The sequence below is a fragment of the Streptomyces sp. NPDC019531 genome, assembly GCF_044903305.1.
GTDB lineage: Bacteria > Actinomycetota > Actinomycetes > Streptomycetales > Streptomycetaceae > Streptomyces.
This window is the reverse complement of sequence record NZ_JBJDQL010000063.1, coordinates 23,078-36,792: the sequence shown is the minus strand read 5'-3', so window position 1 is coordinate 36,792 and position 13,715 is coordinate 23,078. Positions and strand designations below refer to the sequence as shown.

General features: G+C 69.4%; 13 protein-coding genes. 6 read left to right on the top strand and 7 right to left on the bottom strand.

Annotated features, from left to right (window positions below; genetic code table 11):
• Nucleotides 1–1,441: ABC transporter transmembrane domain-containing protein (locus ACI2L1_RS41170; protein ID WP_404744594.1), on the bottom strand; the 1,441-nt coding region annotated here is incomplete at its 3' end.
• A 182-nt stretch (nucleotides 1,442–1,623) separates the two neighbouring features.
• Here ACI2L1_RS41170 and ACI2L1_RS41165 point away from each other — a divergent pair.
• From ACI2L1_RS41165 to ACI2L1_RS41155, 3 genes are all read left to right on the top strand, one after another.
• Complete coding sequence (locus ACI2L1_RS41165) at nucleotides 1,624–2,373, top strand: hypothetical protein (protein ID WP_404744593.1); 750 nt, start codon at nucleotides 1,624–1,626, stop codon at nucleotides 2,371–2,373.
• Nucleotides 2,374–2,429: 56 nt separating this feature from the next.
• Complete coding sequence (locus ACI2L1_RS41160; RefSeq protein WP_404744592.1) at nucleotides 2,430–4,064, top strand: peptide-N4-asparagine amidase; 1,635 nt, start codon at nucleotides 2,430–2,432, stop codon at nucleotides 4,062–4,064.
• Between the two features lie 167 nt (nucleotides 4,065–4,231).
• Nucleotides 4,232–5,608, top strand: a complete 1,377-nt coding sequence (locus ACI2L1_RS41155) for a cation:dicarboxylate symporter family transporter (protein ID WP_404744591.1) — start codon at nucleotides 4,232–4,234, stop codon at nucleotides 5,606–5,608.
• 65 nt (nucleotides 5,609–5,673) lie between these two features.
• Here ACI2L1_RS41155 and ACI2L1_RS41150 read toward each other — a convergent pair whose 3' ends face one another.
• Nucleotides 5,674–6,111 (bottom strand): MarR family winged helix-turn-helix transcriptional regulator, encoded by a 438-nt coding sequence (locus tag ACI2L1_RS41150; protein ID WP_404744590.1) that lies wholly within the window; start codon nucleotides 6,109–6,111, stop codon nucleotides 5,674–5,676.
• Between the two features lie 94 nt (nucleotides 6,112–6,205).
• On the opposite strand from ACI2L1_RS41150, the gene ACI2L1_RS41145 reads away from it, so the two are divergent.
• Complete coding sequence (locus tag ACI2L1_RS41145; protein ID WP_404744589.1) at nucleotides 6,206–8,050, top strand: ABC transporter ATP-binding protein; 1,845 nt, start codon at nucleotides 6,206–6,208, stop codon at nucleotides 8,048–8,050.
• Between the two features lie 62 nt (nucleotides 8,051–8,112).
• A complete protein-coding gene (mltG, locus tag ACI2L1_RS41140; RefSeq protein ID WP_404744588.1) occupies nucleotides 8,113–8,961 on the top strand; it encodes an endolytic transglycosylase MltG in 849 nt (282 codons plus the stop codon).
• A 13-nt stretch (nucleotides 8,962–8,974) separates the two neighbouring features.
• On the opposite strand, the gene ACI2L1_RS41135 is transcribed toward mltG, so the two are convergent.
• The 5 genes from ACI2L1_RS41135 to ACI2L1_RS41115 all read right to left on the bottom strand — a co-directional run bounded on the left by ACI2L1_RS41135 (nucleotide 8,975) and on the right by ACI2L1_RS41115 (nucleotide 13,092).
• Entirely contained in the window at nucleotides 8,975–10,054 is a 1,080-nt protein-coding gene (locus ACI2L1_RS41135; RefSeq protein ID WP_404744587.1) for an NAD(P)-binding domain-containing protein, read from the bottom strand.
• A 98-nt stretch (nucleotides 10,055–10,152) separates the two neighbouring features.
• A complete protein-coding gene (locus ACI2L1_RS41130; RefSeq protein WP_404744586.1) occupies nucleotides 10,153–11,169 on the bottom strand; it encodes an ABC transporter substrate-binding protein in 1,017 nt (338 codons plus the stop codon).
• A gap of 52 nt (nucleotides 11,170–11,221) precedes the next feature.
• Nucleotides 11,222–12,010: an ABC transporter ATP-binding protein gene (locus ACI2L1_RS41125; protein WP_404744585.1), complete on the bottom strand. Its 789-nt coding sequence runs from the start codon at nucleotides 12,008–12,010 to the stop codon at nucleotides 11,222–11,224.
• Complete coding sequence (locus ACI2L1_RS41120) at nucleotides 11,983–12,861, bottom strand: ABC transporter permease (protein WP_404744584.1); 879 nt, start codon at nucleotides 12,859–12,861, stop codon at nucleotides 11,983–11,985. The genes ACI2L1_RS41125 and ACI2L1_RS41120 overlap by 28 nt, the downstream gene beginning before the upstream one ends.
• Nucleotides 12,862–13,008: 147 nt before the next feature.
• The gene (locus tag ACI2L1_RS41115) at nucleotides 13,009–13,092 is read right to left on the bottom strand and encodes a putative leader peptide (RefSeq protein WP_404744595.1); all 84 of its coding nucleotides are present in this window, start codon (nucleotides 13,090–13,092) and stop codon (nucleotides 13,009–13,011) included.
• A 122-nt stretch (nucleotides 13,093–13,214) separates the two neighbouring features.
• On the opposite strand from ACI2L1_RS41115, the gene ACI2L1_RS41110 reads away from it, so the two are divergent.
• Nucleotides 13,215–13,643 (top strand): YjbQ family protein, encoded by a 429-nt coding sequence (locus tag ACI2L1_RS41110; RefSeq protein ID WP_404744583.1) that lies wholly within the window; start codon nucleotides 13,215–13,217, stop codon nucleotides 13,641–13,643.
• Nucleotides 13,644–13,715: the final 72 nt, after the last annotated feature.

The window sequence follows — 13,715 nt, the reverse complement described above, 5'->3', positions numbered from 1 at the left end:
GGCCGTGCTTGAGCTCGGAGGCGGGGTAGGCCTCGGCGTGGATGTAGGAGACCTCCTTGAGCTTCAGGGAGGCCTCGCGGGCCACCGGGTAGCCCTCGCACTGCGCGGCCGCGAGCGCGTCCTCGGCGTCGACGTGGCCCGAGGTGGGCACATCGAGCAGTTCGCGCAGGCTCCCGGAGAGCAGGACCGGGTCCTTGTCCTGGACGAGGACCGCGGTGCGCGCCGAGTCGAGCGGCAGCTCGTCCAGCGGCACGCCGCCCAGCAGCACCGACGTGCCCTCCTCCGAGGGATGCCCGCCCAGCCGCTCGGCCAGCAGCCCCGCCGCGTCCGGGTCCCCGCACACCACCGCGGTGAGCCTGCCCGAGGGAGCGAGCAGACCGGTGGCCGGGTCGTACAGATCCCCGGACGGCACCTGTTCCGTGTCCCGTGTGCCCTCGGCGGACGTGGCCCGGTCCAGCGACAGCACCCGGGCGGCCCGCTGGGCCGAGGGCCGGGAGAAGGAGTACGCCATGGCGATCTCCTCGAAGTGCCGCAGCGGATAGGTCAGAAGCATCACCGAGCTGTAGACGGCGACCAGTTCGCCGATCTCGACGCGGCCCTGGCGGGCCAGGTGGACGCCGTACCAGACGACCGCGATCAGCAGCAGACCCGGCAGCAGCACCTGGATCGCGGAGATCAGGGACCACATCCGGGCGCTGCGCACGGCAGCGTGCCGGACCTCCTGGGAGGCGCTGCGGTAGCGGTCGAGGAAGAGTTCCTCGCCGCCGATGCCGCGCAGCACGCGCAGTCCGGCGACGGTGTCGGAGGCCAGCTCGGTGGCGCGGCCCGCCTTCTCGCGCTGGACGTCGGCGCGTCTGGTCGCCCGGGGCAGCAGCGGCAGCACCGAGAGGGCCAGGACCGGCAGGCCCACGGCGACCACCATGCCCAACGCGGGCTGGTAGACGACCAGTCCGACGCAGACCACGACGACGGTGACCGCAGCGGCGGTGAACCGCGACCAGGCCTCCACGAACCAGCCGATCTTCTCGACGTCGCCGGTGGACACGGCCACGACCTCGCCGGCCGCGACCCGCCGGGTCAGCGCCGAGCCCAGATGCGAGGCCTTGTGGGCCAGGAGCTGCTGGACGCGCGCGGCGGCAGTGATCCAGTTGGTGACGCCGGCGCGGTGCAGGAAGGTGTCGCCGAGCGCGTTGCCGATGCAGCACAGCAAGAGCAGGCCACCGGCGAGGGCGAGCCTGCGGCCGGAGTGGTCGACGACCGCCTGGACGGCCACGCCGACGCAGAAGGGCAGCGCGGAGACGGAGAGGAAGTGCAGCAGTCCCCAGGCCAGTGACTTGAGCTGTCCGCCCAACTGGTTCCGGAAGAGCCACCACAGGAACCGGTGGCCCGAGCGGGCGTCCGGCACTCCCGGGTCGGGATACGGAAGGTCTTGGATCTGCATGACGTGTAACGTCCCAGCGGCTCGTGTCAGGGGGGTGGGAGGGAGCCGCACACGGCGGCTGCAAACCGTGAAAGGTTCGCCGCAGAGCGTGGTCGGAGGCAACAGGTTTTCCGTCGCGGCGAACAGAACCGGCTGCGCTCGCGGAATCGGCCCACCGCGGACCGTGGTGCGACGATGGAGCGATGCGAGACGGGGGCGCACGACGTGCTGTGGTGACGACGACGGTCCTGGGAGCGCTGCTGATTCCTCTGGGCGGATGCGGCGGATGCGGCGGATGCGGCGGTTCGGGGCCGTCGGACAGCGGCGGCACATCCACCAGGGCCTCAGTCAAAGCGGACAAACCGGAGACCGAACACACCCGTGTCCCCGATATCGGCGACCGCCTCCAGCGCCGCATTCCCGCCGCCTCCCGCCAGGTCGTCGTGGTCTACGGCGACGGCAGGAACTCGGCGGACGCCACCGTTGTGCTCTACACCAAGCGCGGCTCCAGCTGGGACCGTGTCCGCGGCTGGCCCGGGCACAACGGCAAGAAGGGCTGGACCACCGACCACCACGAGGGCGACAAGCGCAGCCCCGTAGGCGTGTTCACGCTCAGCGACGCGGGCGGGGTGCTTCCGAACCCCGGGGCCGGGCTGCCGTACACGAGGTCCGCCGCCATCGCGGCCCCGCGCTGGTGGCCGAAGCCCTACTGGGACTTCGACTACGTCATCGCCATCGACTACAACCGGGTCCAAGGCACCCCGCCCAACAACCAGACCCGGCCCGGGGGGTACGCCAAAGGGGGCGGCATCTGGCTGCACATGGACCACGGCAGCGGTACGTCGGCCTGCGTCAGCGTGTCCAGGGACGCGATGCGGTATCTGCTGCTCACGCTCGATCCGGATCGGCATCCCGTGGTGGTGATGGGGGACAGGGCGGACCTCAAGGTCTGAGGCCGCTGCGGGAGGCGTCATTGCGGGGGAGGCCCGACTCGCCGTAGAACACCGCCATGAAGAGACGGATCGTCATGTCCATGCTCGCGGGGGCGACCCTCCTGGCAGGCACACTGTTCGGGGCGGCGCCCGCCCAGTCCGCAGCGCCCACCCGGCCCGCGGATGCCGGCACCCAATCCGCCGAGATCCCCGCCGAGTTCGGCACCGACTGGCACGACCCCATCACCGCGGCCCCACCCGTCGCGAGACCCTCCGGCAGGTCCTGCCAAGTCACCGTCGCCGAAGCCCAGTTCCGCGACTTCACCCCGTACACCGGCACCTACACACTGCCCGAGGGCTGCGGCGACCGCTGGAGCAAGGTCGTGCTTCGTCTGCAAGGCAGCGTCAAGGGGCGGCAGTTCGACCGACTCGGATATCTGCACATCGGCGGGGTCGAGGTCTTCCGTACGTCCACGCCGCAGCCATCTCCCGACGGCATCGAGTGGTCCGTCGAGAAGGACGTCACCCGCTACAGCGACACGTTCCGAGGCAGCCATGACGTCGAGATGCTCATCGGGAACGTCGTCGACGACATGTACACCGGGATCATCGACGTCAAGGTGACACTGACCTTCTACCCGGGCGCGCCGAACGCCGAAAGTGTCCCCGACCGTGTGCTGACCCCGAAGGACGACACCCTCACCACCCCGCGCAACAGCGAACGCATCGTCGCCGAGGTGTACGCCACCGGGTCCGGTGGCGGCTGCGAGGAGTACTGGTATCTGACCGTGCCGTCGAAGGCGCCGTACTCCTGTCAGGCCGACGGCGGCCCCTACCGTGAGGTGCAGATCAAGGTCGACGGCCAACTCGCGGGCATCGCCGCCCCGTTCCCGACCGTGTGGACCGGTGGCTGGTCCAACCCCTTTCTCTGGTACGTCGTTCCGGGACCCCGCGCCTTCGACGTCAAGCCGATCGAATACGACCTGACACCCTTCGCCGGGATCCTCAACGACGGGCGCCCGCACCGCCTGGAGGTCGGTGTCGTGGGCGTTCCCGAAGGGCAGCCGGGCTGGAGCACTCCCGTGAACGTCCTCGTCTGGCAGGACCCCCAGAGCGCGCACGTCACCGGCAGGCTCACCACGCACCGCAGCTCGGACCTCGTCAACTCCTCGACGTACACCCCCGGTTCGGAGCACCGCGTGGACACCGAGGGTGGCCACCGGCTCACTGTCGCCGGATACGTCGACACCTCGCACGGCCGCGTCACCACCACCGTCCGCCGCTCGCTCGCGAACACCTCGGTCCACCGCTGGGCCGACGGCGAGAACCCCGACGCACTCAAGACGACCTGGACGGACGACGAGTCGGTGACCGTCGAAGGCCGCGGTCCGGAACGGACCGCACGCACCCATCGGACGTACACGACGGACGGCACCACCACCATCGGCGCGGGCGACCGGCTGCGCACCGTGCTGACTCTCGGTGACCGGGCCGTAATCACCGAGACGAGCCGAGGCCGCCGGACCGCATGGACGCGGCTCGACGACACCTACACGGGCGACGCCACGTACACCGTCAACGTCCCGCGCGACCAGCGGCACGCGGTCGGCACGACGGGTGAGCGCTATCGGCTCAGAGGTTCCGGCGGCTGCTACGACCGCTCCCTCACCGTCGTCCAGGGGGTACTCACCGAGGACCGCGGCGGCTGTTGAGCCGAGTTGTGTGCGATGCGCCACACAGGGCCGGATTTACCTGGCTGAAACTCGGCGGTCTTGTGCGAAATCAACGGCACCTCCAAAGTGATCGACACGGAATCCGCTTTCCGTATCGCAGAAGTCCCGTCCAGGCCTCTGTGCGTCCACGTCCCCTAGGAGTGCCCGTGCCGCCGTCCGTCCCGTCCCTGCCGCGACGCGTCGCACGCATACTGCGTACCTCTCTCTTCGCGCAGGTCGCCTGCGCGCTCGTGCTCGGCATCCTCGTCGGAAAGCTGTGGCCCGACTTCGCCTCGGATCTCCAGCCGCTCGGCGACGGCTTCACCCGGCTCATCAAGACGATCATCTCGCCGCTCGTGTTCTGTGTGGTCGTCGTCGGCATCGCCAAGGCCGGTGACCTCAAGGCGTTCGGCCGAATCGGGCTCAAGGCGCTGATCTGGTTCGAGGTCGCGAGCACGCTCGCCCTGCTGATCGGCCTCCTCGCCGCCAACCTCGTCCAGCCCGGGTCGGGGATGAACGTCGATCCGTCCACGCTCAACACCGCGGCGGTCGACGCCAAGACCGGCGGCGGACACCTGCCCTCGACGACCGAGTTCATCGTCAACGCGCTGCCGACCAGTTTCATCGGCGCCTTCGCCGAGAACTCCCTGCTCCAGGTGCTCATCCTGGCCTGTCTGGTCGGCGCCGCCCTGCTGCACCTCGGCCACACCAAGGTCCCGCAGGTGCTGCCCGCCATCGAGCAGGCCCAGGAGATCATCTTCGCGATCGTCGGCTTCGTGATGCGCCTCGCGCCCATCGCGGTGTTCGGTGCGATGGCCGTCCTGATCGGCCAGTACGGCCTCGGCGTCATCGAGACCTACGCCAAGCTGATCATCCTGTGCTACGCGGCCGCCGCACTCTTCGTCGTGTTGCTCGGCGTCGCGCTGAAGGCGGTCACCGGGCTCAGCCTCTGGAAGTTCCTGCGCTACATCCGCGAGGAGATGCTGCTCGCGCTCGGCACCGCGTCCACCGAGTCCGTCATGCCGCGCGTGATGCAGAAACTGCGCAAGGCCGGCGCCCGTGACGACGCCGTGGGTCTGGTGCTGCCGACCGGCTACTCCTTCAACCTCGACGGCGCCTCGCTCTACCTCTCGATCGGCACGCTGTTCATCGCCCAGGCCGTGGGTGTCGACCTCAGTCTGAGCCAGCAGATCACCGTGGTTCTGGTGCTCATGCTGACCAGCAAGGGCATGGCGGGCATCCCCGGCTCCGCCTTCCTCGCCCTGTCCGCGACCGCCTCATCCCTCGGGGCCATCCCCGCCGGCGCCGTCGCCCTGCTCCTCGGCGTGGACCGCATCATGGACTCGATGCGCGTCGTGACGAACCTGCTGGGCAACTGCGTCGCCGTCTTCGCCGTCTCCCGCTGGGAGGGGGCGCTGGACATCGACAAGGCGAAGAAGGTGCTGGGCGGCGAGGTCGTACCCGAGGCGGAGGAAGAACCCGAGGCGGAGGAAGAACCCGTACCTGCTCAGTCCACCAAGGAGGCGGTCTCCGAGGTCGGCTGACCGCCCTGCCCGAACAGACCGCGGCCACCGCTCCGACATATGGGAGCGGTGGCCGCGGCCATGTGTCAGTACCGCCCGTCCCCCAGTGTGTCCAGCAGCCCGCCGAGTACCACGCGCTGTTCGTCCGACAGGGGGGCCAGGATCTCCTCCGCGGCGGCCCGGCGCACGTCCCGCAGCCCCTGAAGGGTTTTCCGGCCGTCCTCGGTCAGCTCGATGCGGATCACCCGGCGATTGGCCGGATCGGGCACCCGGCGCACCTTGCCGCTCGCTTCCAGCCCGTCGACGAGTGTGGTCACCGCCCGTGGCACGACCTCCAGCCGCTCCGCGAGATCGGCCATGCGGGGCGGCGCCTCCCAATGAGCGAGAGTGCGCAGCAGCCGCGATTGGGCCGGTGTCACGCCGAGGCCGCGCTCATGCAGCTGACGCTTCTGGATGCGGTGCACCCGGCGCGTGAGCCGCAGCAGCTGATCGGCGAGCAGGCCGTCGGAATCGGGCGTGGTCATGCGGGAACAATATCAGGACCTCATTCATTGTGAGCATAGGTAACAATGAGCTAGGCTCCCTCAGTCCTCACCACCTCACCTTCCGTAGGAGACCATGCCCCGCGATCACATCGACTGGACCCCCACGCCCGGCACCTCGACCGACCAACCCCGTCAGGTGCGCCGCATCCTCCGCCTCTTCAAGCCCTACCGCGCCAAGCTCGCCGTCGTGGGCCTGCTGGTCGGCGCCTCCTCCCTGGTCACCGTGGCCACGCCGTTCCTGCTGAAGGAAACGCTGGACGTGGCCATCCCCGAGGGCCGCACCGGACTGCTCAGCCTGCTCGCGCTGGGCATGATCCTCAGTGCCGTCCTCACCGGCGTCTTCGGCGTCGGGCAGACCCTGATCTCCACCACGGTCGGCCAGCGCGTCATGCACGACCTGCGCACCGCGGTCTACGGCCGCCTCCAGCGCATGTCGCTGGCCTTCTTCACCCGGACCCGCACCGGCGAGGTGCAGTCGCGCATCGCCAACGACATCGGCGGTATGCAGGCCACCGTCACCTCGACCGCGACCTCCCTTGTCTCCAACCTGACCAGCGTCGTCGCCACGATCGTCGCGATGATCGCCCTCGACTGGCGCCTGACCGTCGTCTCGCTGCTGCTGCTCCCCGTGTTCGTGTGGATCAGCCGCCGCGTCGGCAACGAACGCAAGAAGATCACCACCCAGCGCCAGAAGCAGATGGCCGCGATGGCCGCGACCGTCACCGAGTCGCTCTCCGTCAGCGGCATCCTGCTCGGCCGCACCATGGGCCGCTCCGACTCCCTCAGCCGCTCCTTCGCCGAGGAGTCCGAGAGTCTGGTCGATCTCGAAGTGCGGTCGAACATGGCCGGCCGCTGGCGCATGGCCGTCATCGGAATCGTCATGTCCGCGATGCCCGCCGTCATTTACTGGGCCGCGGGCATCACCCTCAGGACCGGCGGTCCCGACATCTCGATCGGCACCATCGTCGCGTTCGTCTCGCTCCAGCAGGGCCTGTTCCGTCCGGCCGTGAGCCTCCTGTCGACCGGCGTCCAGATCCAGACCTCGCTCGCGCTGTTCCAGCGCATCTTCGAGTACCTCGACCTGCCGATCGACATCACCGAGCGGGAGGACCCGGTCCATCTCGACCGCATCAAGGGCGAGGTCCGCCTGGAGGACGTGGAGTTCCGATACGACAGCAACGACGACAAGCGGGGCCCGATCCTCGACGGCATCGACATCGACGTCCCCGCGGGCAGCAGCCTCGCGGTCGTCGGCCCGACCGGCGCCGGCAAGTCCACCTTGGGCTACCTGGTCCCGCGGCTCTACGACGTCACGGGCGGCCGGGTCACTCTGGACGGGGTCGACGTCCGCGACCTCGACTTCGACACCCTCGCGCGTGCCATCGGGGTCGTCTCGCAGGAGACGTACCTCTTCCACGCCTCGGTCGCGGAGAACCTGCGCTTCGCGAAGCCGGACGCGACCGACGAGGAGATCGAGCAGGCGGCGCGGGCGGCCCAGATCCACGACCACATCGCCTCGCTGCCCGATGGCTACGACACCGTCGTCGGAGAGCGCGGTCACCGCTTCTCCGGCGGTGAGAAGCAGCGCCTGGCCATTGCGCGGACCATTCTGCGAGACCCGCCCGTCCTCATTCTGGACGAGGCGACCAGTGCCCTGGACACCCGTACCGAGCATGCCGTGCAGGAGGCCATCGACGCGCTCTCGGCGAACCGCACCACCCTCACCATCGCGCATCGTCTGTCCACGATCCGCGGCGCCGACCAGATCGTGGTCCTCGACGCCGGTCAGGTCGCCGAGCGCGGTACACACGAGGAACTGCTGGAGCGGGACGGGCGGTACGCGGCCCTCGTGCGCCGGGACGCGCGCCTGGAGTCCTCGCAGGGTGATGCCCACGCCCAGCTGGAACCGACCAGCTGAACCGAAACCGACAAGCCGAAGATATGCCTGGTTTGTGACGATATGCGGGTTACCGTGCCCGCATGCACATGAACACTCCGCCACGGAGCACGATTCGACTGACGCGCCGGGGTCGCCTCGCCCTCATCGCGACCGGGGCCGTCGTGGCCGGCACCGCCGTGGCGGTGCCGCTGCTGAGCCTGGACAGCGAGGGGGAGAAGAAGCCCGTCACCCTGGTGATCCCGGAGGGCTGGCGGGCCGGGCAGATCTACGACGCCGTGGACAAGGCCCTCGCCCTGCCGCCGGGCGCTGCCAAGAAGTCCCTGGCCAAGGCGCATCTCAAGCTGCCGAACGACGCCGAGGGCAACCCGGAGGGCTACCTCTTCCCGGCGACATATCCGGTGGAGCGGAACGGCAGGAAGATGACGCCCGAGGCGCTGCTCTCGTACATGGTCGACACCGCGAACAAGAAGTTCAACGGCGCTCCCATCGCGGCAGGGGCCCAGCGCAACGCGATGAACGTCTACCAGGCCGTCACCATCGCGAGCATCGTCCAGGCCGAGGCGGCGAACAAGGCCGACATGGGAAAGGTGGCCCGGGTCGTCTTCAACCGTCTGGAGCGCGGGATGCCGCTGCAGATGGACTCCACCATCAACTACGCGCTCAACCGCACCACGTTGCGGACGACCGGCGCCGACGTCCGGATCGACAGTCCCTACAACTCGTACCGGCGCATGGGGCTGCCGCCGACCCCGATCGACAGCCCGGGCGAGGAGGCCATGCGCGCGGCGATCTCACCGACTCCGGGCGACTGGCTGTACTTCGTGACGGTGAAGCCGGGCGACACCCGCTTCACCAGTAGCTACGCCGAACACCAGCGCAACGTGGCCGAGTTCAACAAGAACCAGCAGAAGTCGGCCAAGTCGGGCTGAGCTTGACGGGGAGTCAGGCAGCGACGGAGGACTCCGCCGCCAGGAGCCGCCTGATGTCCCGCACGGCCGCACGGCCCGCGCGGTTGGCGCCGATGGTGCTCGCCGACGGGCCGTAGCCGACGAGATGGATCCGCGGGTCGGCGACCGCGCGGGTGCCCTCGACCCGGATGCCGCCACCGGGCTCGCGCAGCTTCAGCGGGGCCAGATGGTCCACGGCGGCCCGGAACCCGGTCGCCCACAGGATGACGTCGGCATCGACATGCCGTCCGTCGTTCCACTCCACGCCCTCGGGTGTGATCCGGTCGAACATGGGCTGCCGGTCCAGGACACCGTCCGCGATCGCCTGCCGGACCGCCTCGTTGAGCGGGAGCCCGGTCACCGACACCACGCTCCTCGGCGGCAGCCCCTGCCGCACCCGCTCCTCGACGAGCGCCACGGCCTCCCGGCCGACGTCCTCGGTGAAGGGCCCCTCCCGGAACACCGGTTCACGCCGGGTCACCCAGGTGGTCGCGGCCGCGTACGGGGCGAGCTCCATGAGGTGCTGGGTGCCGGACGCGCCCCCGCCCACCACGACCACCCGCAGCCCGGCGAAGGCCTCAGGGCCGGGGTACTGCGCGGTGTGCAACTGCCGCCCCCGGAAGGTCTGTTGCCCGGGGTACCGCGGCCAGAACGGTCGGTCCCAGGTCCCGGTCGCGTTGATCAGCGCCCGTGTCGACCAGGTGTCGTCCGAGGTCTCGACGAGAAGCCTGCGGTCGACGCCCTCCCGCACGGCACGGACGTCGACAGGGCGTCGTACTCGAAGGCCGAAGGTGCGCTCGTACTCCGCGAAGTACTCGGCGATCACCTCCGACGACGGCCGCTGCGGATCGGCGCCCGTGAGCTCCATGCCCGGCAGCGCGTGCATGCCGTGGACCTTGCCGTACGTCAGTGACGGCCACCGGAACTGCCAGGCGCCGCCGGGGGCGGGGGAGTGGTCCAGCACCACGAAGTCGCGCTCCGGCTCGAAACCGGTGCGGCGCAGGTGATAGGCGCTGGACAGACCTGCCTGACCAGCGCCTATGACGACCACCTCGACCTCGCGCGTGTTGTTCACGCTTCTACCAACGGCGGTGAGGCCCTGGATCTTCCCCGAGGTACTCGAAGGCGGGCGGCAGCAGGAACCAGTGGAGTCGTACGGCCATGTCGCCAGCCCTACGAGGTGCCGGCCAGCGAGGTGGAGGGCGGGAGGTCGCCGTTGTAGCGGGGGTCCACGAAGTCCGCGAAGTCGACCTTCTTCGGGATGAGCTGCAACTGGGTGAAGGCATCGGCGATCTGCTGCTCGGAGGCGATCAGCGGCTTGTCGACCGCGACCGAGATCCGGCTGGCGTTGGTCCGCCTGACCGAGGCCAGCGCAACGTCGTACGGCAGCCCCGTGTCCTTCGCCCAGACCTTCGCCCACTCCTCCTGGTGATCGTGGACCCACGCCGTGGCCCGGCGAAGCCGCTCCAGGTAGTCCTTGATCGCGGCGACCTTCTTCTGGTCCTTGAGCGCGCTGGGCGCCGCCACCTGGAACGTCAGGCCGTTGGTGATCCCCTCGCCGGTGGTCAGCACCCGGCCCTGCTTCGCCTGAAGGATCTGCGAGGTGTACGGGTCCCACACCGCCCACGCATCGACCTTGCCGGAGGTGAACGCGGCGAGGGCGTCGGCCGGTTGGAGGTACTTGACCTTGACGTCGCTCAGGCCGAGCCCGACGGCCTTGAGAGAGGCGACCAGCTGGTAGTTGGCGGAGGAACCCTGCGCCACGGCGATCGACCTGCCCTTGAGCTGCTTCGGATCGGTCAGCTTCGAGTCGTTCGGTACGAGGATGGCGTCGCCCTTGGAGGTGCCGTGGAAGGCGGCGACAACCGTGATCTTCGAGCCGGCGCCCGCCGCGAACACCGGCGGGGTGTTGCCGACGCCGCCGATGTCGACGGCCTTGGCGTTGACGGCCTCCAGGAGCGGCGGACCGGAGGTGAAGGTCGACCACTTGATCTTGTAGTCGAGGTTCTTGAGCTCCCCGGCGGCGCGCAGGATCGCCTCCGAACCACCCTTCTGGTCACCCACGTTGAGCGTGAGGGAGCCTGTGCCGTCGGTGTCGGAGCCCGTACCGGCGGACGCGTTCCCGCCGCAGGCGGTGAGCAGAAGGGCGAGGGGGAGGAGCAGTGCGGTGGGGGCGAGACGACGTCGCATCGGGGGATCCGTTCTGTGCAACTTGGGGTATGAATCGTTCAGTTGGGGGAGTTCAGGAGGCTTCGGCGGCGGTGTCGACGCCGAGGCGCTCCAAGAGCCGGCCGCGGATCTCCGCGAACCGGGGGTCGGCGATGTCGCGAGGCCGGTCGAGGTCGATCCGCTGCTCGTGTGCGATGACCCCTTCGTCCATCACGAGGACACGGTCGGCGAGCAGGACGGCCTCCTCGACGTCGTGCGTCACCAGCAGCACCGCGCAGCCCCGGCGCTGCCACAACTCGCCCACCAGGCGCTGGGCCTTGATCCTGGTGAGGGCGTCGAGCGCGCCGAACGGCTCGTCCAGCAGCAGGAGATCGGGCTCACGCACCAACGCCCTTGCAAGAGAGGCACGTTGAGCCTCACCGCCGGAGAGGGTCTTGGGCCAGGCGTCCGTGCGGTGACTGAGACCGACCTCCTCAAGGGCCTGATCGGCGACGGCGCGTCGGGGCTTTCCGGGCAGGCCCAGCAGGACGTTGCGCCACACCTTCTTCCACGGCATCAGCCGCGGAGCCTGGAAGGCGACCGCCTTGCGGCGCGGGACCAGGACGGTGCCCTCGATGTCCCGGTCTAGTCCGGCGAGGATGCGCAGCAGGGTGGACTTGCCGCAGCCGCTGCGGCCCAGCAGGGCCACGAACTCGCCTGGCCGTACGTCGAGTTGGAGATTGTCGATGACGGCACGGCCGTCGAAGGAGCGGGTCAGGCCCTCCACGCGCACGGCCTGCGCGGGTCGCGGTTCCTCGGCCCCGGATGCCGAGGCGGACTCGGACACCTGGGGGCTCAACGGCCGGTGAACGTCGGTCGCCATTGCAGCAGCAGCCTTTCGAGGGTGCGAACGATGAAGTCGGCGAGGAGGCCGAAGAAGGCGTAGACGATCAGGCAGACCACGATGACGTCGGTACCCAGGAAGTCCCGCGCCTGCACCATCAGGAAGCCGATGCCCGAGTCCGCGTTGACCTGCTCGGCGAAGACGAGCGCCAGCCACGCGATGCCGAGGGAGTAGCGCAGACCCGTCATGGCGCCGGGCAGCGCGCCCGGCAGGATGACGTGCCGTACGAGTCCCCAGCGGGAGAGCCCGAGGGACTCCCCGGCCTCGATGAGCTGAGCGTCCACGCCGCGGATGCCGGCGTAGACGTTGAGGTAGAGCGGGAAGGTCACGCCGAGGGTGATGATGGCGATCTTCGGGGCCTCGCCGATGCCGAACCAGATGATGAACAGCGGGATCAGCCCCACGAACGGCACGGTCCGGAGCATCTGCACCGGGGCGTCCACGAGGTCCTCGCCGATCCGGAACAGGCCCGAGACCAGGGCGAGTCCGGTGCCGATGAGGGTCCCGAGGAGAAGTCCGGACGCGACCCGCTGGAGCGAGGTCGTCATCGCGTCGGCCAGCGAGCCGTCGGCGACCAGATCGCCCGCGACCTGGGCGACCCGGCCGGGAGAGGCGAGGGCGTCCGCGGTCAACACGCCTGTACTGCTGAGGAGTTGCCACAGGGCGAGCAGCAGCAGGGGGCCGGTGGTGCGGCGCAGCCAGCGGGGGACGCGGGTGCGTCGGGAGGAGGTGGGGACGATGGGTTCGAGGTCGACGGGCGTGGCTTCAGAACCCGGTATTTCAGAAATATCGGGTTTGTGTGAACCGGGTGGGGCATGGCTGATGCTCATGGAAGCTCCACGGAGGGGCGGCGGCCGATGAGGAGAGGAGGACGGCCAGGCGCTGCCGACGTCAGCCGCGCGTCATGGACCAGAGGTCAGCGCGGAGGGGACGTGCGGGTAGGACGGAGCGCAGGCGCGCGGGGGTGGGAGAAGGCGTCAGTAGCCGCGACGACACGCGGCGGAAGCCACCCGCAGCAGGTCGATGTGACCGCGCGTGGTGAGCAGGACTGAACGCAACATGCCGCCGAACGTAGCCAGATGGCGTGGCCATGGTCAATGGTGTCTCGCGGAATGGACCTGCCGTATCGCGGACCGGGCTGTGGAGGAGGAGTGAATCCGGGCGGAGGGGTGAGGATGGGGGCATGTCAGACGCCTTCACCACCCGAGTCCTGAATGTCGCCTCCGGTTCCTCGGAGCGGATCGTCGACCTCACCGGCGACTGCGAGGCCTTCCTCAGGGAGGTCGCCGCGGGCCGCGACGGTCTCCTGAACGTCTTCATCCCGCATGCCACAGCCGGCGTCGCGATCATCGAGACGGGTGCCGGCAGCGACGACGACCTGCTCGCCGCTCTCCACACCCTGCTCCCCTCGGACGACCGCTGGCAGCACCGCCACGGCAGCCCCGGCCACGGCCGCGACCACGTCCTCCCGGCGATCGTCCCGCCTCACGCGACGCTGCCGGTGGTGAACGGGGGGCTGGAGCTGGGGACTTGGCAGTCGGTGTGCCTGGTGGACACGAACAGGGACAACCCGCAGCGCAAGGTGCGGCTCACGTTCCTCGCCGGCTCCTGATTCCGGCCCGCCCCCCGTATGGCAAAAGGAAAGGCAAGGAGAACTCTCTCCTTGCCTTACTCAACGTATAGC

What these genes read in the sequence shown, in the direction of transcription:
- ACI2L1_RS41160 (WP_404744592.1), top strand. Translation starts at nt 2,430, where the DNA reads ATGAAGAGACGGATCGTCATGTCCATGCTCGCGGGGGCGACCCTCCTG.
- mltG (WP_404744588.1), top strand. Translation starts at nt 8,113, where the DNA reads ATGCACATGAACACTCCGCCACGGAGCACGATTCGACTGACGCGCCGG.
- ACI2L1_RS41115 (WP_404744595.1), bottom strand. Translation starts at nt 13,092, where the DNA reads ATGTTGCGTTCAGTCCTGCTCACCACGCGCGGTCACATCGACCTGCTG.
- ACI2L1_RS41165 (WP_404744593.1), top strand. Translation starts at nt 1,624, where the DNA reads ATGCGAGACGGGGGCGCACGACGTGCTGTGGTGACGACGACGGTCCTG.
- ACI2L1_RS41110 (WP_404744583.1), top strand. Translation starts at nt 13,215, where the DNA reads ATGTCAGACGCCTTCACCACCCGAGTCCTGAATGTCGCCTCCGGTTCC.
- ACI2L1_RS41130 (WP_404744586.1), bottom strand. Translation starts at nt 11,169, where the DNA reads ATGCGACGTCGTCTCGCCCCCACCGCACTGCTCCTCCCCCTCGCCCTT.
- ACI2L1_RS41150 (WP_404744590.1), bottom strand. Translation starts at nt 6,111, where the DNA reads ATGACCACGCCCGATTCCGACGGCCTGCTCGCCGATCAGCTGCTGCGG.
- ACI2L1_RS41120 (WP_404744584.1), bottom strand. Translation starts at nt 12,861, where the DNA reads ATGAGCATCAGCCATGCCCCACCCGGTTCACACAAACCCGATATTTCT.
- ACI2L1_RS41145 (WP_404744589.1), top strand. Translation starts at nt 6,206, where the DNA reads ATGCCCCGCGATCACATCGACTGGACCCCCACGCCCGGCACCTCGACC.
- ACI2L1_RS41125 (WP_404744585.1), bottom strand. Translation starts at nt 12,010, where the DNA reads ATGGCGACCGACGTTCACCGGCCGTTGAGCCCCCAGGTGTCCGAGTCC.